21 protein-coding genes are annotated in these 19,200 nt (G+C 71.1%); 11 read left to right on the plus strand and 10 right to left on the minus strand.

Annotated elements, in window-relative coordinates:
• Nucleotides 1-75: 75 nt before the first annotated feature.
• Both MMSR116_RS25545 and MMSR116_RS25550 read right to left on the minus strand, forming a co-directional pair.
• A complete protein-coding gene (locus MMSR116_RS25545) occupies nucleotides 76-1,239 on the minus strand; it encodes an iron-containing alcohol dehydrogenase (RefSeq protein WP_010687412.1) in 1,164 nt (387 codons plus the stop codon).
• Nucleotides 1,240-1,292: 53 nt separating this feature from the next.
• Nucleotides 1,293-2,237 carry a LysR family transcriptional regulator gene (locus MMSR116_RS25550; RefSeq protein ID WP_051072324.1) on the minus strand — a complete coding sequence of 315 codons (945 nt, stop codon included), beginning with the start codon at nucleotides 2,235-2,237 and terminating at the stop codon, nucleotides 1,293-1,295.
• 111 nt (nucleotides 2,238-2,348) lie between these two features.
• On the opposite strand from MMSR116_RS25550, the gene MMSR116_RS25555 reads away from it, so the two are divergent.
• The 8 genes from MMSR116_RS25555 to MMSR116_RS25590 all read left to right on the plus strand — a co-directional run bounded on the left by MMSR116_RS25555 (nucleotide 2,349) and on the right by MMSR116_RS25590 (nucleotide 11,159).
• Nucleotides 2,349-3,845 (plus strand): CoA-acylating methylmalonate-semialdehyde dehydrogenase, encoded by a 1,497-nt coding sequence (locus tag MMSR116_RS25555; protein ID WP_039894906.1) that lies wholly within the window; start codon nucleotides 2,349-2,351, stop codon nucleotides 3,843-3,845.
• A 214-nt stretch (nucleotides 3,846-4,059) separates the two neighbouring features.
• Entirely contained in the window at nucleotides 4,060-5,205 is a 1,146-nt protein-coding gene (locus tag MMSR116_RS25560) for an isobutyryl-CoA dehydrogenase (protein WP_010687415.1), read from the plus strand.
• A complete protein-coding gene (locus MMSR116_RS25565) occupies nucleotides 5,202-6,263 on the plus strand; it encodes an enoyl-CoA hydratase/isomerase family protein (protein ID WP_010687416.1) in 1,062 nt (353 codons plus the stop codon). Before MMSR116_RS25560 ends, MMSR116_RS25565 begins: the two co-directional genes overlap by 4 nt.
• Before the next feature lie 301 nt (nucleotides 6,264-6,564).
• Nucleotides 6,565-7,458 carry a 3-hydroxyisobutyrate dehydrogenase gene (gene mmsB, locus MMSR116_RS25570; protein WP_039894907.1) on the plus strand — a complete coding sequence of 298 codons (894 nt, stop codon included), beginning with the start codon at nucleotides 6,565-6,567 and terminating at the stop codon, nucleotides 7,456-7,458.
• The gene (locus tag MMSR116_RS25575; RefSeq protein WP_010687418.1) at nucleotides 7,455-8,234 is read left to right on the plus strand and encodes an enoyl-CoA hydratase; all 780 of its coding nucleotides are present in this window, start codon (nucleotides 7,455-7,457) and stop codon (nucleotides 8,232-8,234) included. The genes mmsB and MMSR116_RS25575 overlap by 4 nt, the downstream gene beginning before the upstream one ends.
• Nucleotides 8,235-8,296: 62 nt before the next feature.
• Complete coding sequence (locus tag MMSR116_RS25580; RefSeq protein ID WP_010687419.1) at nucleotides 8,297-10,030, plus strand: AMP-binding protein; 1,734 nt, start codon at nucleotides 8,297-8,299, stop codon at nucleotides 10,028-10,030.
• A 72-nt stretch (nucleotides 10,031-10,102) separates the two neighbouring features.
• Entirely contained in the window at nucleotides 10,103-10,339 is a 237-nt protein-coding gene (locus MMSR116_RS25585; RefSeq protein WP_010687420.1) for a hypothetical protein, read from the plus strand.
• A gap of 220 nt (nucleotides 10,340-10,559) precedes the next feature.
• Nucleotides 10,560-11,159 (plus strand): transglutaminase-like cysteine peptidase, encoded by a 600-nt coding sequence (locus MMSR116_RS25590; RefSeq protein ID WP_244625530.1) that lies wholly within the window; start codon nucleotides 10,560-10,562, stop codon nucleotides 11,157-11,159.
• 6 nt (nucleotides 11,160-11,165) lie between these two features.
• On the opposite strand, the gene MMSR116_RS25595 is transcribed toward MMSR116_RS25590, so the two are convergent.
• Complete coding sequence (locus MMSR116_RS25595) at nucleotides 11,166-11,423, minus strand: hypothetical protein (protein WP_010687422.1); 258 nt, start codon at nucleotides 11,421-11,423, stop codon at nucleotides 11,166-11,168.
• A 321-nt stretch (nucleotides 11,424-11,744) separates the two neighbouring features.
• Here MMSR116_RS25595 and MMSR116_RS25600 point away from each other — a divergent pair, with 321 nt between their 5' ends.
• Complete coding sequence (locus MMSR116_RS25600) at nucleotides 11,745-12,452, plus strand: transglutaminase-like cysteine peptidase (protein ID WP_010687423.1); 708 nt, start codon at nucleotides 11,745-11,747, stop codon at nucleotides 12,450-12,452.
• Nucleotides 12,453-12,473: 21 nt separating this feature from the next.
• Here the strand turns inward: MMSR116_RS25600 and MMSR116_RS25605 are convergent, their stop codons facing one another.
• From MMSR116_RS25605 to MMSR116_RS25635, 7 genes are all read right to left on the minus strand, one after another.
• Nucleotides 12,474-12,803: a DUF6949 family protein gene (locus MMSR116_RS25605; protein ID WP_010687424.1), complete on the minus strand. Its 330-nt coding sequence runs from the start codon at nucleotides 12,801-12,803 to the stop codon at nucleotides 12,474-12,476.
• A 143-nt stretch (nucleotides 12,804-12,946) separates the two neighbouring features.
• Nucleotides 12,947-13,162, minus strand: coding sequence for a DUF3126 family protein (locus tag MMSR116_RS25610; RefSeq protein ID WP_010687425.1), 216 nt, complete (start codon nucleotides 13,160-13,162; stop codon nucleotides 12,947-12,949).
• 151 nt (nucleotides 13,163-13,313) lie between these two features.
• Nucleotides 13,314-14,165 (minus strand): serine O-acetyltransferase, encoded by an 852-nt coding sequence (cysE, locus tag MMSR116_RS25615; RefSeq protein WP_010687426.1) that lies wholly within the window; start codon nucleotides 14,163-14,165, stop codon nucleotides 13,314-13,316.
• A 226-nt stretch (nucleotides 14,166-14,391) separates the two neighbouring features.
• Nucleotides 14,392-15,276: a helix-turn-helix transcriptional regulator gene (locus MMSR116_RS25620; protein WP_010687427.1), complete on the minus strand. Its 885-nt coding sequence runs from the start codon at nucleotides 15,274-15,276 to the stop codon at nucleotides 14,392-14,394.
• Between the two features lie 320 nt (nucleotides 15,277-15,596).
• Nucleotides 15,597-16,583: a transglycosylase SLT domain-containing protein gene (locus MMSR116_RS25625; protein ID WP_010687428.1), complete on the minus strand. Its 987-nt coding sequence runs from the start codon at nucleotides 16,581-16,583 to the stop codon at nucleotides 15,597-15,599.
• Nucleotides 16,584-16,832: 249 nt separating this feature from the next.
• Nucleotides 16,833-17,654, minus strand: coding sequence for a Cof-type HAD-IIB family hydrolase (locus tag MMSR116_RS25630; RefSeq protein WP_010687429.1), 822 nt, complete (start codon nucleotides 17,652-17,654; stop codon nucleotides 16,833-16,835).
• 3 nt (nucleotides 17,655-17,657) lie between these two features.
• A complete protein-coding gene (locus tag MMSR116_RS25635) occupies nucleotides 17,658-18,224 on the minus strand; it encodes a gluconokinase (RefSeq protein ID WP_010687430.1) in 567 nt (188 codons plus the stop codon).
• Between the two features lie 176 nt (nucleotides 18,225-18,400).
• Here MMSR116_RS25635 and MMSR116_RS25640 point away from each other — a divergent pair, with 176 nt between their 5' ends.
• Both MMSR116_RS25640 and MMSR116_RS25645 read left to right on the plus strand, forming a co-directional pair.
• A complete protein-coding gene (locus tag MMSR116_RS25640) occupies nucleotides 18,401-18,676 on the plus strand; it encodes a DUF3072 domain-containing protein (RefSeq protein ID WP_010687431.1) in 276 nt (91 codons plus the stop codon).
• Between the two features lie 191 nt (nucleotides 18,677-18,867).
• Nucleotides 18,868-19,116, plus strand: a complete 249-nt coding sequence (locus MMSR116_RS25645; protein ID WP_010687432.1) for a Flp family type IVb pilin — start codon at nucleotides 18,868-18,870, stop codon at nucleotides 19,114-19,116.
• The last annotated feature ends 84 nt before the right edge of the window (nucleotides 19,117-19,200 follow it).

Genomic DNA, 19,200 nt, shown 5'->3' on the forward strand with positions numbered 1-19,200 from the left:
GCGACTACGTTGACCGTCGTGCCCCTGGATCGCTTCGCCCCGCTCGCAAAGACGATGGCGCGTTGAAGACTTCGATCAACCCGCCCAGACGCGTCGATACAGCGCCACGATCTCCTCGGCGCTCGGCTCGATCGGGTTGTTGGCCGGCGAGCCTGAGGCCAGAGCCTGGGCCGCCATGGTGGGAAGCAGCGCCTCCCAGCGGGCCGGGTCGATCCCGTATTCCTTCGGGCCCGGCACATCGAGATCGTCGTTGAGCGCCTCCAGCTCCCGCACCAGGGCGGAGACCGCGGATCGATCGTCGGTGTCCGGTCCGGCGATCGTCATGGCGCGGGCGCAGGCGGCGTAGCGATCGATGGCGGCCGGGGCCGAGAAGGCTGTCACCGTCGGAAGCAGCATCGCGTTCGACAGCCCGTGGGCCACATGAAAATGGGCGCCGATCGGCCGGCTCATGCCGTGGACCAGAGCCACCGAGGCGTTCGAGAAGGCGATGCCGGCCTGGGTGGCGCCGAGCATCATCGCCTCGCGGGCCGCCCGGTCGCCCGGGTCGGTCCAGACCCGGCGCAGGTTCGGGGCGATCAGCCGCATCGCCTGGAGCGCCAGCCCGTCCGAAAACAGGTTTGACTTGCGCGAGACATAGGCCTCGATGGCGTGGGTCAGCGCGTCGATGCCGGTATCGGCGGTGAGCCGGCTGGGCTTGGTGAGCGTCAATTCGTAATCGACCAGAGCCGCCACCGGCAGGTAGGCGAGGCCGATGCAGAGCATCTTCTCGTCCGAGGCCTCGTCGGTGACGATGGTGAAGCGGGTCGCCTCCGAGCCGGTGCCGGCGGTCGTGGGGATCGCCACGATCGGCAGGCCCGGCTCGTCCTGCTGGCGCGGCGCCTTGTAGTCGCGCATCTGGCCGCCGTGTCGCGCCAGCACGGCCACGGCCTTGGCAGTGTCCATCGGACTGCCGCCGCCGAAGCCGACCACGCAGTCGAAATCGCCTGCCTTGAGGGCGGCGAGCGCCGCCTCCACCGAGGCGACGGTCGGGTCCGGCACGGTCTCGGAGAAGATCGTCGCCTGCGCGCCGGCCTTGGTCAGCCGCTCGAGCAGCGTGTCGGTGCGGCCGCTGCCGGCGAGGTAGGGATCGGTGACCACGAAGGGCCGCGACAGGCCGAGCTGGCCGAGCACCTCTGGCAGGAGCCGCGAGGCGCCGGCGCCGACGCGCATCAGCCGGGGCAGGGCGATCGAGGCGACCATTGCTTGCTTCTCCTACCCGGCGCGAGTCGTGAACCTGCCGGAGCGAACCGATCTTAGGGCGCCGCCGGTTCCCGCGAAACCGCCGTCGCTGACACCGCCGGCCCGGCGAACAGCGCCCCCGCTGCCTTCACTTCGGCGGCGATGAACCCCGCCACCGCGCGGATATGGGCCGCCTTCCGGTGATCCTCGTGGATGTGCATGTGGAACGAGCGCGTCAGCGAGACCGCCTCCGGCAGCACCGGAACCAGCCCGGGATGGGCCACCGCGATGAAGGCCGGCAGGATGCACAGGCCGGCGCCGCCGAGCGTCGCGTGGACCTGGGCGAGCAGGTTGGTGGACCGCAGCCGGGCCGAGACCGCGGGGCCGAGCGCCCCGAGGTAGTTCAGCTCACGGGTGAACAGCATGTCCTCGATGTAGCCGACGAACGGATGGGCCGGCAGGTCCGAGATCTCCGCGATCGGTGCCGCCGCGGCGAGGTAGCCTTCGGCCCCGTAGACGAATAGCCGGTAGTCGGTGAGCCGGCGCGCCACCACCCGCGCCTGCTGCGGGCCGGAGAGGCTGATTACGATGTCCGCTTCACGCTTCGACAGGCTGAAGATTCGGGCGGTGGCCATGATCTCCACCTCCAGTTCCGGGTGGCGGGCGGTCAGCCGGTGCATCCGGGGCGCGAGGAAGACGCTGCCGAACCCGTCCGGCGCGCCGATCCGCACCGTGCCCGACACCGCCTGGGCGGCCTCGGTGGCGGCGCTGGCCGAGAGGAACGCGCTCTCCATGGTCTCGGCCACGCCCAGCAGGTTCGCGCCGTCCTCGGTAAGCGCGTAGCCGAGGTTGCTGCGGTGGAACAGGCGGGCGCCGAGACCCTCTTCCAAGGCCCGGATCCGCCGGCCGACCGTCGTGTGCTCGGTACCGGTGCGCGCGGCCGCGGCGCTGAGGGTCCCGGTTCGTGCGACCGCGAGGAAGAAGCGGAGATCGTCCCAGTTGGGCCCGGTCCTGGCCATGGCCGCACTCCCGCTGTGCATCGATGCACGACGGGTGTAAGCGCATCCGGCTTTATCGCTCAAGCGATCCTGTTAGGGTGCGCCAAAATCGAACTTCATAGGGAGGCGCGCATGCGCACGATCGGGCACTACATCGGCGGCCGGAACGTCGGCGGCGAGAGCGGTCGGTTCGCCGACGTGTTCCACCCCTCGACCGGCGAGGTCCAGGCCAGAGTCGCGCTGGCCAGCAAGGCGGAACTCCGCGCCGCGGTCGAGAACGCCAGGGAAGCCCAGCCCGCCTGGGCGGCCACCAACCCGCAGAAGCGCGCCCGGGTGATGATGCGCTTCCTCGAACTCATCCGCGCCGAGAACGATTCGCTCGCCGAGCTCCTCGCCTCCGAGCACGGCAAGACCGTGCCGGACGCCAAGGGCGACATTCAGCGCGGCGTCGAGGTCGTGGAGTTCGCCTGCGGCATCCCGCACCTGCTCAAGGGCGAGTACACCGAGGGCGCCGGCCCGGGCATCGACGTCTACTCCCTGCGCCAGCCGCTCGGCGTGGTCGCCGGCATCACGCCGTTCAACTTCCCCGCCATGATCCCGCTGTGGAAATGCGCCCCGGCGATCGCGTGCGGCAACGCCTTCATCCTGAAGCCGTCCGAGCGCGACCCGAGCGTGCCGATCCGAATCGCCGAGATCTTCCTGGAGGCCGGCCTGCCGCCTGGCATCCTCAACGTCGTGAACGGCGACAAAGAGGCGGTCGACGCGATCCTCGACGACGAGGACATCAAGGCGGTGGGCTTCGTCGGCTCCTCGCACATCGCCGAGTACATCTACGTGCGCGCCGCCGAGACGGGCAAGCGCGCCCAATGCTTCGGCGGCGCCAAGAACCACATGATCATCATGCCGGACGCCGACATGGGTCAGGCGGTCGACGCGCTGATCGGCGCCGGCTACGGCTCGGCCGGCGAGCGCTGCATGGCGATCTCGGTGGCGGTGCCGGTGGGCGAGCAGACCGCCGACCGCCTGATGGAGAAGCTGATCCCGCGGGTCGAGTCGCTCAAGATCGGACCCTCGCACGACGGCTCGGCCGATTACGGCCCGCTGGTGACCCGGGAGGCCGTGCAGAAGGTCGCGAGCTACATCGACAAGGGTGTTGCCGAGGGCGCGCAACTCGCCGTCGACGGCCGCGGCTTCAAGCTCCAGGGCTACGAGAACGGCTTCTACATGGGCGGCTCGCTGTTCGACCGCGTGACCCCCGACATGACGATCTACAAGGAGGAGATCTTCGGCCCGGTGCTCTCGGTGGTGCGGGCGCAGAATTACGAGGAGGCGCTGGCGCTGCCCTCGACCCACCAGTACGGCAACGGCGTCGCGATCTTCACGCAGGACGGCGACGCGGCCCGCGACTTCACCGCGCGGGTGAACGTCGGCATGGTCGGCGTGAACGTGCCGATCCCGGTTCCGATCGCGTACCACACCTTCGGCGGCTGGAAGCGCTCGGGCTTCGGCGACCTGAACCAGCACGGGCCGGACTCGATCCGGTTCTACACGAAGACCAAGACCGTGACGCAGCGCTGGCCGAGCGGCATCAAAAGCGGGGCGGAGTTCTCCATCCCGACGATGCGGTAGCACGCCGGTTCTCCCTCCCCCTCTGCGGGGGAGGGTGCCCTGCGGATGCAGGGCGGGAGAGGGGAGCGACGGTCCAGGATCAGGCTGAGGCCTTCATGATGGTCGCGCCCTTCTCGGAATCCGGGTTCCCCTCTCCCGACCCCTGCTGACGCAGGGGCCACCCTCCCCCGCAGAGGGGGGAGGGAGTTCCGTCTGACCTGCTGGAGCCACGCCCATGCGTTTCGGGCTCGACGAGGACCGGACCGCGATCCGCGAGATGGCCCTCGGCTTCGCGGCCGAGCACATCGCGCCGCACGCCCTCGACTGGGACCGGGACAAGACGTTCCCGGTGGAGACCCTTCGGGCGGCCGCCGCCCTCGGCATGGCGGGCATCTACGTCCGCGAGGATGTCGGCGGCTCCGGCCTGTCGCGCCTCGACGCGACCCTGATTTTCGAGGCGCTGAGCACCGGCTGCCCGACCGTGGCGGCGTTCCTGTCGATCCACAACATGTGCGCCTGGATGATCGACGCCTACGGCGACGACGACCAGCGCCGGCGCTGGCTCCCGTCGCTCATGGGCATGGAGCGGATCGCCAGCTACTGCCTCACCGAGCCGGGCTCGGGCTCCGACGCGGCGGCGCTCCGCACCCGCGCCGAGCGGGACGGCGACCATTACGTGCTCTCCGGCGAGAAGCAGTTCATCTCGGGCGCCGGCGCCAGCGACCTCTACGTCTGCATGGTCCGTACCGGCGAGGCCGGACCGGCGGGCATCTCGGCGATCGTGGTCGAGACGGGCACGCCCGGCCTGTCCTTCGGCGCCGACGAGCGAAAGATGGGCTGGAACGCCCAGCCGACCCGCGCGGTGCGCTTCGACGGCTGCCGGGTGCCGGTGGCCAATCGCCTCGGCGCGGAGGGCCAGGGCTTCCGCATCGCCATGAGCGGCCTCGACGGGGGCCGGCTCAACATCGCGGCCTGCTCGCTGGGCGGCGCGCAGGCGGCCCTCGACAGGGCGCTGGCCTATATGGGCGACCGGCGCGCCTTCGGGGCGAAGCTCACCGATTTCCAGGCGCTGCAGTTCCGCCTCGCCGACATGGCGACCAGCCTGGAGGTGTCGCGCACCTTCCTGCGCCACGCGGCCGCCGCCCTCGACGCGAAGGACCCGGCCGCGACCCAGCTCTGCGCCATGGCCAAGCGCCACGTCACGGACGCCGCCTTCGAGGTCGCCAATCAGGCGCTCCAGCTCCACGGCGGCTACGGCTACCTCGCCGAGTACGGTGTGGAGAAAATCGTCCGGGATCTGCGCGTCCATCAGATCCTGGAGGGCACCAACGAGATCATGCGGGTGATCATCGCCCGCGCGCTGACCGGGGGGCGCCGATGAGCGAGGTGATCGTCGAGCGGGCCGGCGCCCTCGGGCGCCTGCGCCTCGACCGGCCGAAGGCCCTGAACGCCCTGACCCACGGCATGGTCGGCGAGATCGACCGCGCCCTCGATCGGTTCGCGGCGGATCCGGACGTCGCGGCGGTGTTGCTCACCGGTGAGGGTGAGCGCGGCCTCTGCGCCGGCGGCGACCTCCGCGGCCTCTACGAGAGCCGGGGCACCGCCTTCGCGGAAGCCTTCTGGCGGGACGAGTACAGGCTGGATGCCCGCATCGCCGCGTACGAGAAGCCGTTCGTGGCGGTGATGGACGGCATCACCATGGGCGGCGGCGTCGGGATTTCCGGTCATGCCGCCCACCGGATCGTCACCGAGCGGTCGCGCATCGCCATGCCGGAGACCGGCATCGGCTACCTGCCGGATGTCGGCGGGACATGGCTGCTGCCCCGGGCGCCGGGCGAGACCGGCACCTATCTCGGCCTGACCGGCGCGCCGGCCGGCGCCGCCGACGCGCTGTTTTGCCGGCTCGCCGACGCGATGGTGGCCTCCGCGGCCCTGCCCGATCTGATCGACGCCCTCTCGGCCCTGCCGCCGGATGCCGGCGACGAGGGGGTGCGGGACGTGATCGCGCGCTTCGCGCAGGATCCGGGTCCGCCGCCTCTGGCGCAGCACCGGGCCGTCATCGACCGCTGCTTCGGCTTCGACATGGTGGACGAGATCCTGTCGGCCCTCGCGGCGGACGGCTCGGATTTCGCCGCCGCGACCCGGGAGACCCTGCTGACCAAGGCCCCGTCGAGCCTCGTCCTGACGCTCTGCCTGCTGCGCCTCGGCCGCGGCGCGCCGAACCTGGAGGCCTGTCTGGAGCGGGAGTTCCATGCCTCCCTGGCGCTGCTGGACGAGGGCGATTTCCGCGAGGGCATCCGCGCCGCGGTGATCGACAAGGACAAGAGCCCGCGCTGGAACCCGCCGACCCTCGACGCGGTCGATCCGGCGCGGATCGCCCGATGGCTGGAGAGGCGGGCGGCGCCGGTGTTCTCGGAGTCGCGGACGGCGGCGGTGTGATGAAGCTTCGCTTTTTCCCATCTGCACCCTCCCTCCCCCTTTGCGGGGGAGGGTGGCCCCCGAAGGGGGTCGGGAGAGGGGAGCGACAGTGCAGAACAAGGCGCTGCCCCTCATGCCGGTCGCGACTTCTTCTGAAGCCGGGTCCCCCTCTTGCGGGACTACGTCCCGACCCGACCCCTGCTGACGCAGGGGCCACCCTCCCCCGCAGAGGGGGGAGGGAGAGCGCATGGGGGATTTGGTCTGCCCTCAGGATGAGGGCGCGGGTGGGAGACGCGAGCAACAACAATCAAGGGAGGACGGGATGGCGCAGACCATCGGTTTCATCGGTCTCGGCAACATGGGCGGCCCCATGGCGGCCAACCTCGTGAAGGCGGGACACACCGTGCGCGGGTTCGACCTCGCGCCGGCCTCGCTGGAGGCCGCCCGCGCCGAGGGCGTCACGGTGGCGGGCTCGGCCCTGGCGGCGGCCGAGGGGGCGGACACCGTGATCACCATGCTGCCCGCCGGGCGGCACGTGGTCGAGGTCTGGACGCAGCTCGCCGAGGCCCTGCCGGCCGGCACCCTTCTGATCGATTCGTCGACGGTGGACGTCGAGAGTGCCCGCACGGCCCACGCCCTCGCCGAGGCGCGGAGCTGCCTGTCGGTGGACGCGCCGGTCTCGGGTGGCACCGGCGGCGCGAAGGCCGGGACGCTGACCTTCATGGCCGGCGGCGGCGCGGCGGCGTTCTCGCGGGCCGAGCCCCTGCTCAAGGCCATGGGCAAGAACGTGTTCCATTGCGGTGACGCCGGCGCCGGCCAGGCGGCCAAGATCTGCAACAACATGATCCTCGGCATCTCGATGATCGGCGTCTGCGAGGCCTTCGCGCTCGGCGAGAAGCTCGGCCTGTCGCATCAGGCGCTCTACGACGTGGCCTCGGTCTCCTCCGGCCAGTGCTGGTCGCTCACCACCTACTGCCCGGTACCGGGTCCCGTGCCGACCTCGCCGGCCAACACCGGCTACAAGCCGGGCTTCGCCGCCGCGCTGATGCTCAAGGATCTCCGCCTGGCGCAGGCCGCCGCGCTCGCCTCGGGCGCCGCGACGCCCCTCGGCGCGGAGGCCGCGCAGGTCTACGGATTGTTCGAGGGGGCGGGCCACGGGGGAGAGGACTTTTCCGCGATCATCCGTATGCTCCGTGGCCAGGGAGGCGAGTCGTGAGCGAGCCGTACGAGACGATCCTGACGGAGACGCGCGGCCGCGTCCTCCTCATCACCCTCAACCGGCCGAAGGCGCTCAACGCCATCAACGCGCAACTCACCCGCGAGGTGATCCGGGCCGCGACCGAGGCCGATGCGGATCCCGGGATCGGCTGCATCGTGCTCACCGGCTCAGGCAAAGCCTTCGCGGCCGGCGCCGACATCAAGGAGATGCAGCACGCCACCTACGCGGAGATGTACGCGGGCGACCGGTTCGGCGATTGGGAGCGGTTCACCGCCGTGCGCAAGCCGATCATCGCGGCGGTCGCGGGCTACGCGCTCGGCGGCGGCTGCGAGCTCGCCATGATGTGCGATATCATCGTGGCCGCCGAGACCGCGCAGTTCGGCCAGCCCGAGATCAAGCTCGGCGTGATGCCGGGGATCGGCGGCAGCCAGCGGCTCACCCGCTTCGTCGGCAAGGCCAAGGCCATGGAGATGTGCCTCACCGGCCGGATGATGGACGCCGCCGAGGCCGAGCGCGCCGGGCTGGTCTCCCGGGTCATCGCCGCCGACCAGCTCCTCGACGAGGCGATGAAGGCGGCCGAGACGATCGCGTCGATGTCGCTGCCGATCGCCATGATGACCAAGGAGGCGGTCAACCGCTCCTACGAGACCACGCTCGCCGAAGGCATCCGCTTCGAGCGGCGGGTGTTCCATGCCATGTTCGCCACCAAGGACCAGAAGGAGGGCATGGCCGCCTTCGTGGAGAAGCGGCCGCCCCGGTTCGAGAACACCTGAACGCGGCCCGCCCCGGCGGGAGGGGCGGGGAGAAAGATCATAAGACGGGGAGGGGAACGACCATGCCGAGCTTCCGCGAGGCCCGCGATCTTCTGCTGGCCCACCGCACCGATTACGCCGCCGCCGTCTCGGCCTTCGCGTGGCCCGATCCGGTGCCGTTCAACTGGGCGCTCGACTGGTTCGACGCGGTGCTGGCCGGCCCCGAAAGCCGTGACCGCGCCGCGCTCCGGATCATCGAGGCCGGCAGCGGTGCCGAGCAGAGCCTCACCTTCGGTGCGCTGGCGGCCCGGTCCAATCAGGTGGCCAACCACCTGCGGCAGCTCGGCCTGAAGCGCGGCGACCACCTGCTCCTGCTGCTCGGCAACGTCCCCGCCCTCTGGGAGACCATGCTGGCGGCGATGAAGCTCGGCGCCGTGATCATCCCGGCGACCACGCTGCTCACCGCCGACGAGCTCGCCGACCGCCTCGCCCGCGGGCGCCCGCGGGCGATCGTGGCCGGGCCGGAGCAGATCGCACGGTTCTCCGGCCTCGACATGGGGGATGCCATCCGCCTTGTCACCGGGGCCGCCGCGGAGGGCTGGGCCGCCTACGACGCGGCGTTCGCCGCGCCCGAGAGCTTCGCGCCCGACGGCCCGACCGGGGCCGACGACCCGATGCTCCTCTACTTCACCTCCGGCACCACCGCGAAGCCGAAGCTCGTCCGCCACAGCCATCGCTCCTACCCGGTGGGCGCGCTCTCGACGATGTACTGGCTCGGGCTGCAGCCCGGGGACGTGCACTGCAACGTCTCCTCGCCGGGCTGGGCCAAGCACGCGTGGTCGTCGTTCTTCGCCCCCTGGAACGCGGGGGCGACGATCCTGGTCATCAACCAGGCGCCGTTCAACGCCGCCGCCCTGCTGGCGCAGCTGGAGCGCACCGGCGCCACCACGCTCTGCGCCCCGCCGACCGTGTGGCGCATGATCATCCAGGAGGATCTCACCGGCCGGAATCTCGCCCTGCGCGAGGTCTGCGCGGCCGGCGAGCCGCTGAACCCCGAGGTGATCGAGCGGGTGAAGGGCGCCTGGGGCCTCACGATCCGCGACGGCTACGGCCAGACCGAGACCACGGCGCTCATGGCCAACACGCCGGGCCAGCCGGTGGTGCCCGGGGCGCTCGGCCGGCCCCTGCCGGGCTACCGGGTGCGCGTCCTCGACCTCGACGGACAGCCGGCCTCCGAGGGCGAGGTCTGCCTGGAACTCGGCGCCCACCGCCCCGCCGGCCTGATGCAGGGCTACGACGACGGCCAGGGCCGTCTCTCGGGCGCCGACGGCGACCTCTATCACACCGGCGACGTGGCCTTCGTCGACCAGGAGGGCTGCTTCACCTTCGTGGGCCGGGCCGACGACGTGTTCAAGTCATCGGGCTACCGGATCAGCCCCTTCGAGCTGGAGAGCGTGCTGATCGAGCACCCGGCCGTGGCAGAAGCCGCGGTGGTCCCGGTGCCCGACCCGATGCGCCACACGATCCCCAAGGCCTATGTCTCCTTGGTGGCGGGCGCCGCCGCCGGGCCTGAGACGGCGCTCGACATCTTCCGCTTCACCAACGCGCGGCTCGCGACCTTCAAGCGCCTGCGCGGGCTCGAATTCGTCACCGACCTGCCCAAGACGATCTCGGGCAAGATCCGCCGGGTGCAGCTGCGCCGCCTGGAGCACGAGGGCGTCACCGACGATCCGTATCGCGGCCGGGCCTACACGCAGGCGGATTTCCCCGAGCTGAAGGGCGAGGCGGAGCGCAAGCTCGACCAGACGGCGGGGTGAGAAGGCTACTCTTGCCGTCGTGTCGCGGGGCGTTCCGATCATAAGGATCGGAACGCTTGAGAATCAGGGCCGATGGCCGAGACTTCTGCCCCGGACTCTCTCGATCTTGCTGAGCAGATCACACGGGTTTTCCGTGCGATGGACGAGTCACAAAAATTCGTCGCTGAGCAGAAGACGTTGATGGCCGAAGCTGCGAAGCTTGAGCGGGACCGGGCGCTCGCTCCTTGGCAGGTCGCCCTGGCCGGGACGACGGCTGGTGCTGCCTTCTTCGGAGCCGGCGTCGCCTTCGTGAAGCTCCTCGGCCCTTGAACGAACCCTCAAGGTTTCCGTTTCCCGAAGCCGACGGCGCGGATTTGCCGGGCTTCTCAAGCCACCCGTCGACGCTGTCGCGCATGACCCGGGGCCGGCCGGCGAATCGGTAAAATTGCGCGCATCGCTTTCAGCGCCGCGGAGGCTCTGCGGCGCAATCCTGTCCTCAACAACGGGGACGGGTTCGATGGGCGCGGGGCTGATCAGGACGGTTCGGGGGATGATGGCCGGTGCGGCGGCGCTGCTCGGCCTCGCCGCCACCGCGCAGGCTCAGACGCTGGCGAGCCTTCCGAGTGAGGCTGGGGCGCGGGTGCAGGGGGAGGCCCGTCCGATCGCCGCGTGGGTGACGTTCTGCCAGTCCTACGCGGCCGAATGCGCGGTGGACCGCAGCGAGCCGGCGCGGATCAGCCTGACGCCGTCGACCTGGGCGACGATCGTGTCGGTGAACCGGCGGGTCAACAAGGCGGTCGAGCCGATGACAGACCAGGAGCACCTGCACGTGGCCGACCGCTGGGACCTGGCCGAGGACGGCATCGGCGACTGCGAGGACTTCCAGCTGCTCAAGCGCCACCTGCTGGCCGAGGCCGGGCTGCCGCGGCGGGCGATGCGCATGACCGTGGTGATCGACGAGAAGGGCGAGGGCCACGCGGTGCTCACCCTGATCACCGACCGGGGCGACCTCGTGCTCGACAACAAGACCAGCGCGATCCTGCCCTGGCACAAGACCGGCTACGTGTTCATCAAGCGCGAGAGCCAGGACGCCGTCGCCTGGGTGTCCCTCGGCGGCGTCACCTCCCCCGTCACCACCGCAAACCGCTGACCGCCCTCAGGCGGCGCGGCTCAGGGTCGGCCGGGCCAAGCTCGCCACGTAGGCCTCCACGCGGCCGATGAAGTCGGCGAGGTGGGGCGCGATGCCCCGGAGGCTCGCGAGGTCGCGGACCAGGATGTCCCGCGACAGAGTCCGGTCGCCCTCGCTCGGGGCGCCGGCGAGGTAGGAATCCACCGCGTGCTCGGCGATGTTGATCGCGCCGGCCCGACCATCCTCGGCGAGCGCCCTGATCACCTGCTGGATGGCGGGCTGCATCACGGTATCCTTCTCATGGTGCGCGGCGCACCCCGATCGACGGTGTGGCCGGAATGTTGCGACGGGACCAGGCCGACCCGGAGCCGGCGCGGCTGCGCTTCTGAGAAGCCGGCAAAGCCGTCGTAAATCAAGGCCTTCCGCGGGGTCGCAGGGCGGCCATTCCCCTGGCGCATGCGGCAGCCTTGAGTTCTGCGGACGCAACACTCCCTTAAAAGGGAACCGTTACGTGGTTCCACGCGTTCTATCGCCCCTCGCACCCGTTGTGCGTCGCGAAAAGCCGTGTCACCCTTCCGTCATCATCGGGCGGCGGGGACTTCGACCATGCGGCACGCGGATGGCGGGATCTCGGATCAGGCGTTCGGCCAGCTCCAGTGGCGGGGTTGGGCCGGGCCGGCGCGGCGGGTGCGACAGGCGATCAGCTTCGCCCTCGTCGGCACGATCCTGACCCTCGGCGGCGCGACCACCCACGCCCATGCCCGCTTGGTCCTGCCGGACGAGACCTCCCTCACCGAGCCGACCGGCGCCGTACACCCGATCGCCGGCTGGACGGATTTCTGCACGCGGTCCCCGCAGGAATGCACGGTCGACACCGCGGAGCCGGCCGCGATCCCGCTCACCGTGGCGGTGTGGCGGACCCTGCAGAGCGTCAACCGGCGGGTGAACGGACGCATCCGGCCCATCACCGATCAGGCACATTGGGGCGTCGTGGACCGCTGGGACTTTCCCGATGACGGCTTCGGCGATTGCGAGGATTACCAGCTCCTGAAGCGGCGGATGCTGGTCGAGCGCGGTCTGCCGCGACGGGCCCTGCTGATGACCGTGGTGATCGACGAGACCAACGAGGGCCACGCGGTGCTGACGGTCCGGACCGACCGCGGCGACTTCGTGCTCGACAACAAGACCGACGCGATCCGGTCCTGGCGACGCACCGGCTACAGCTTCGTCAAGCGTGCCGGCCAGGACGGGCCGGCCTGGGTTTCCCTGGAGGGCAAGGACGGCGCCGCCCAGGTGGCGACCGCCGAGCCGTAAGAGCCCTCGTGCCGCGGCCGCTCAGGCGCCGACGAGCATCGCCGCGAGGTCGAGGGCGACGCGGCCGGAGAGCAGGCCCCAGCCGCAGGCGATGACGGTCGCCAGCATGACGAACGGCATGGGACGCCCCTCGATCCGACGCCCGCGCACGGTGTTGCGCAGGATGATGAAGGGGGCCGAGAAGGCCAGCATCGGCAGGGCCGCCACCGCCGGCAGGCCGCCGCGCTCCAGCAGGTTGAAGCTCGCCCGCCGCGCCGCGAACAGCTCGAAGGCGCTGGCGATCAGCCCGGACAGCGCCAGGCCGATGCACAGTGTCCGGATCGATTCGAGAACGGTGGGCGAGACGACCATTCTTCGCGCTCCTGTACAGGTTGCGCGCAGTCTAGCCGCGTCATTTACCGGTTGTTAAGCAATACCTTCGGTTAGCCTTAACCCGTACACAGGCACCGACGCGGGGAACCTGTGCCGGGATCGCGCGGGACCCGCCGCTCGCCTCAGGCGTCGTCCTCGAGATCGATGTCGAGGATCGCCATCCGGAAGACGAAGGAATCGTCGCCGTCCTCCTTGTCGTCGGCGATCACGCCGATCGACTCCTCGCCGATGAACACCTCGGCGGAGTCGCCGGTCTTCATCGCCGTCAATCGGATGTTGTTGTTCGCGAACTTGCGACGGAGATAGTCCTGAAGCTTCGCGGTCTCGGCTTTGGTCACGCTGTCTCGTCTCCCTGGCGGCACGGCGGCCGCGGATGGGCCGTGGGCCTATGGGCGGTGGGCTTGCCACGCCTGCCGTGGAGCGGCAAGCGCGGCCGCCCCGATCGTGACAATTGGCGTGCGCGCCGGCTCGCCCGGATCCCGTCGCCCGTCAGATCCCGTCGCCGAGGTGGATGAACTGGTCGAGGGCGACGAGCTGATCCATCGCGCGGGCCGGGTCGTCGCAGCCCGCGGTTCCGACCACGCGGGCCGGCACGCCGACCACCGTGGTGTTGGGCGGCACCGGCCGGAGCACCACCGAGCCCGCCGCGACCCGGGCGCAGGCCCCCACCTCGATGTTGCCGAGGATCTTGGCGCCGGCGCCGATCATCACGCCGCGGCGGATCTTGGGATGGCGGTCGCCGCGCTGCTTGCCGGTGCCGCCGAGGGTGACGGCGTGGAGGATCGAGACATCGTCCTCGATCACCGCCGTCGAGCCGACGACCAGACCGGTGGCGTGGTCGAGGAACACGCCCCGCCCGATGCGCGCCGCCGGATGGATGTCGCACTGGAACACCTCGGAGATCCGGCTCTGCAGATAGAGGGCGAGGTCGCGCCGGCCGCGGTTCCACACGTGATGGGCGAGGCGGTAGGCCTGGAGCGCGTGGAAGCCCTTGAAGTACAGGACCGGTTCCAGCGCCCGCAGGGTCGCGGGATCGCGGTCGATCACGGCCCCGATATCGGCGCGGAAGGCCTGCCCGATCTGAGGATCGGCCGCGATGGCCTCCTGGAAGGCGTGGGCGACCAGTTCGGCCGGCAGGGACGGATGGCCGAGCCGGGCCGCGACCCGGTGGGACACCGCCGCTTCGAGGCTCGCGTGATTCAGGATGGTCGCCACGATGAACGAGGCGAGCTGCGGCTCGGTGTGCAGCACCTCCTCCGCCTCGGCGCGCACCCGCGACCAGACCGGGTCGAGGACCGCGAGGTCGCGGTGCTCATGGTTGACGGCAGGGCTGGCGCTCATGGACGGATGCTCCTGTCCGAGGCTCCGGCTGGCCGTCCACAGCTCCGGCGCGGGATGGTTCTTCTCCCGCACAGGCCGCGCGACGCCGCGAAGCTCCCGGCGGGGGGAGAATGCGGGAACAAAGATTTACGCTTAGCGTGGTGTGCTGCGGCGCATCGATCAAGGGTCAGGGCAGCTGCGGGGCTGCGCCGGAGGCATGGCTGTCACAGCCTCCGAGCGTGACGGGTCAGCCCGCCGCCGGCACCGCCTGCCCGAACCGCGCCTCGATCGCGGCGGTCAGCCGGTCGAGCATGATCGGGACCGGGATGTTGGAGGTGTCGACGGTGGCGGGGGCGCGCGCGTAGAGCGGCTCGCGGCTCGCCAGGACCGCGCGCAGCTCCTGCATGGCCGAGGCATGGTCGCCCGTGGTCGCGAGGTGGCCCTGCTCGCGCACGCGGCTCATATGCTCCTCGGGGCGGGCGCGCAGCCAGATCGTGTAGAAGGCCTGCAGCAGCAGGTCGTATGTCAGCGGTTCGGCGACAATGCCGCCGCTGGTCGCCAGGATCAGCGGCCCGGGATGCTCGGTCAGGCGGCGCAGCGCCTGCTGCTCGAGGCGGCGATAGCCCTCCTGGCCGTAGATCGCGAAGATCTCCTGCACCGAGAGCGCGTTCTCGCGCTCGATCTCGGCATTGAGCTCCACGAAGGTCCAGCCCAGGCGATCGGCCGCGAGCTTGCCCAGGGTCGACTTGCCGGCGCCGCGAAGGCCGGTCAGCGCCACCCTCGCGCGTCCGCTGGATTCCGGCCGAGCGCCGCCGGAGAGCGCCTCCTTGGCGGCCGCGATCTGCGCCGGGCTCGCCTGCCCGAGGAGGTCGCGCACCACCGGCCAGTCGGGCAGAGCGTCGTTGCCGGTGATCAGGTCGTCCAGCCGCACGCCCATGGCGTTGGCGACCCGCCGCAACAGGATGATCGAGACGTTGCCCTGGCCGCCCTCCAGCTGCGCGATGTACCGCTCGGACAGGCCCGAGGTCTGCGACAGGACCTTGCGCGACAGCCCGCGCACGGTGCGCGCGTGACGGACCCGGCGCCCGAGATCCGTGAGAAAGAGTGATTCCTGTTCCACCACGCCGGTCATGGCGCCGTCCGCTTTCCTGCCGGCTCGAAAGCAGAGTCCGTGCCCTGCATGTCTGCCACTTCGAGATCAATCATGCGTCGCGGTCCGGAACGGGCGAAGGGTTGCCCGAACATCCGCGCGGCGGCCGACGTTTCCCGCCCTGGGATCAGTGTTGCGCCGCCACTGTCCGGCCGCTGAGACCGGACGCCGGGCGATGCCGGGCCGGTCCAACCACGTTGCTGGCGTGGCGCTTATGTGTTGCGTAACGTCCCGATGGTCAAGCCGTGGGCATGATCCTTATGTGAGCAATCACGGAGTCGGGCCGCCCCGTCCGAGCCGGCTCACTCGATCGGCAGAGCCGTCGCCTCGCGCACGGCCGCGGCGATCGGCGCGCGCCGCGGCGACGCGGCGGCGAGCATCTGAACCGACGGCCGGCGCGGCGGCAGCGGCACGTCTACGGCTTCGGCGACCGTGTCCGCCGCCGGGGTTGATGCGGCAGCCGGTGTCATCGGTGCGGCCGGTTCGGCCGGGGGCGAGAGGCGCAGCTCGGCGAGTTCGGCCGCCGCGGGCGCGGTCGCGACCGCGGTAGCGAGGGCGGCCGGTCGGCGCGGCGGCAGGGGCACTTCCACCGCCTGGGCGGCGGCTGCCTGTTCGCTCGGCGCTGCGGCGGCGGCCGGCGCGACGACGGCGGCGGCCGGATCGACCGCGAGGCTCGCGAGCTGGATCGTCGCGCCGGCCAGCGCGGCGGGTCGGCGGGGCGGCAGCGGCACCTCCACCGTCTCGGTGGGCGCTTCGGCCACGGACACGGTGGTCGGGGCGTAGGCAAGGGCCGAAGCGGCGGGGCTCCTGGCGTCGGCCGCGCCGCCGCCGAACAGGCTCGCCAGGGCGCTCGCCGAGGCCGCCACCGGCGCCACCACGGACGCGACCTCGGTGGAGATCCCCTGCCGCTTGGCGGCGTAATAGTAGCCGCGGTTGTAGTATTGGTAGGCCTGGGAAAGGTTGCCCTGGGCGGTGCGGTAGGCGCCGGCGAGATAGGCGACCCCGTAGCGCAGGTTGGTCGCCGGATCGTAGAGCCCCGCCGCGTCCCCGGTATAGCCCAGGCTGCGCGCGGTCGCGTGCTTGATCTGCATCAGGCCCAGCGCGCTGCCGCCCTTGGCATTCGGGTTGTAGTTGCTCTCGCGCTTGACCACCGCGTGGACGAAGCTCGCCGGGACGCCGTTCGCCTTGGCCTGCTGCTCGATCAGCGCGTCGATGTTGTCGCGCGCGGCCTGCCCGAAGGCGGCGGCGGGCGCGACCGCGAGGACGGCGGCCAGGAGAAGGCGATGCATTCCGAGACCCGGTTCTGCTTGTTCTGTGGTCAAGCTAGGTCGCGGGCAAATGAGGCCGGAAAGCGGCCTCGCTTCGGCAAGCTGTGGGCGGCTCGGGCGGCGACCCCATCTGTGCTCCGCGGGCCACAGGCAGGCGCCCCGTCGTGAGCCGGTACGGTTATCCACAGGGCCGATGGTGGATCCGCCCGCTCACAGGACGGGGCGCAGGGGAGGGCGCCGGGCTGGCGCGGACGGGTCACGGCAGACGGGTCAGGGCAGGATGAGGCGCTCGATCGCGTGGGCGAAGCCGTCCGCGTCATTGCTGTCGGTGACCGCGCGGGCGGCCGCCTTCACGCCGTCCTCGGCATTGCCCATCGCCACCGAGAAGCCGCTGTTGGCGAACATCGGCCGGTCGTTGCCGGCATCGCCGAAGGTCGCGATCCGCTCGGGCGGGATGCCGAGATGGCCGCTCATCCAGGTGACGAACTGCCCCTTGTCGAGGTGGGGCGGCGTGACGTCGAGGTAGTATTTCTGCGAGCGATGCACCGTCGCCCGGTCCGCCAGCGCGGCCGCGATCCTGGGCTCGCAGTCCGCGAGATGGGCATGGTCGCGGCTGACACCGACGAGCTTCGAGGCCGCCCCCATGAGCGTGCCGAGGTCGGCCACGACCCGCGGCTCCGCGTCGATCGTGCGGCGCTCCAGGTCGGTGTAGGGGCCCTGCGGGTCGCGCAGACACCACGCGCCCTCGGCGAAGACCCAGACGTCGAGGCCCGCGGCCAGCAGCCGGGCGAGGGCCTCCCTGGCGGCCGGCTCGGGGATCGTCCGCTCCGCGATCGTCGAGAGGTCGGGCCGGACCACGCTGGCGCCGTTGAAGGCGCCCATCGGCAGATCGAGGCCGAGCGCGGCCACGAGGCTGCGCAGGCCGACCGGCGGCCGGGCCGAGGCGATGCTGAAGCCGATCCCGGCCGCCCGCAGCCGCCCGACGGCCGCCACCGTGGCGGCGGTGAGGCGCTTGTCGCCGGTCACCAGGGTGCCGTCGACGTCCGAGATCACCAGGGCGATCCCCGCGGCCCCGTCGGATCCTGCAGGCATGGCTCACTCCGCTCCCGAGCGCACGGGGGGCTCCGCGGCGAGCTGCGCCACGACCCGGTCGGCGATGGCCTCGGGCGGCTCCGCGACCCCGACGATGATCGGGCGTTCGTCGGGACCGGGTACCTCCAGCGTGGCGAACTGGCTGTCCAGGAGGCGCGGGGACATGAAATGGCCTTGGCGCGCCGCGAGGCGCCCGGCGATCAGGGCCTTGTCCCCGTCGAGATAGACCAGCCGCACCCGCCGGCTCCCGCGGGTGAGAATGTCCCGGTAGGCGCGGCGCAGGGCCGAGCAGACCACGACGCCCGACTCGCCGGCCTCCAGCCGGTGCTGGATCCAGGTGGCGATCCGCGCCAGCCAGGGCGCGCGGTCCTCGTCGTCGAGGGCGTGGCCCGCATGCATCTTGGCCACGTGCTCCGGGGTGTGGAAGCTGTCGCCGTCGACGAAGATCCAGCCGAGCCGCTCGGCGATCAGCGCCGCGACGGTGCTCTTCCCGGATCCCGAGACGCCCATCACCACGAGCACCTGCGCGGACGCCGCGGCCTCGTCGGTCACCCCCGTCTGAGACGTCATCCGGACCTCGCGGCTCGAAGGCGTTCCCGCGACGCCGAGCACCCCTTCAATAGGCCCGCGCGCGGGGAAGGAAAGGCCGTGTCGGCCCCGCAAGACGCCGCCGGCGCGGCCGGAACCGCGTGCCGGGCGCGCGCGTTGGCGCAGGGAAGTTAGAACATTTCAGGAACAGAGAAGTCATGGCCAAGACTGCTTCGAAGACCCAGCAGAGAGACGCTTCGCCTCGGGACGCGGCTCAGGAGAACCCCAAGACCGACCCGAAGGACGTGTCCAACCAGATCAAGGACCCGGACCAGTGGACCACCGGCGGCGAGCCGATGACGGGCGCGCAGGCCTCCTACCTGAAGACCCTGTCGGAGGAGGCCAAGGAGCCGGAGGCCTTCGAGGCCGATCTCGACAAGGCCGAGGCCTCCAAGCGGATCGACGACCTGCGCCACAAGGCCGGTCGGGCCTGATCCGGTCGCGCGCTCTTCCCAGTGCCAATCTTCCCGGTGCCAATCTTCCCGGTGCAAAGGTTGGCCGGGCGGAGCGCGACGGCCGAGTTTCGAAGACCGCATTAAGCCGCCGGCAAGGGCGGATGCGCTACGACAGGTCATGGAACGAGGCCGCTCGGGCAGCGGAACGTGACGAGAAGGCGGTTTCGACGATGCAAGAACCGGGGCGCGAACCGGGCTGCCACGGGACCGGGCGGGCCGTCGCACGGGTCGGAATCCTGTCCGGCGGCGGCGCGACGGCGCTGATCCGCTTCTCCCGCGACGCGCGGGGCGCGACGTCGATCGAGTATGCCCTGATCGGCGCCCTGATCTTCCTGGTGGCCGCCGCGAGCCTGCGGACCTACGCCTCCCGGGTGAGCGGGGTCTACGGCCAGATCAGCACCGCGGTGACCCAGAACTGACTCGTCCCGGGCGCTCGATGAGGGGCCGCCCGCGGCCCGGGGCCTTGCTGGAGCCGGCGGTGGCGCTGCGGCGCGAGCGGTGTC

Source organism: Methylobacterium mesophilicum SR1.6/6 (assembly GCF_000364445.2).
Lineage (GTDB): Bacteria > Pseudomonadota > Alphaproteobacteria > Rhizobiales > Beijerinckiaceae > Methylobacterium > Methylobacterium mesophilicum_A.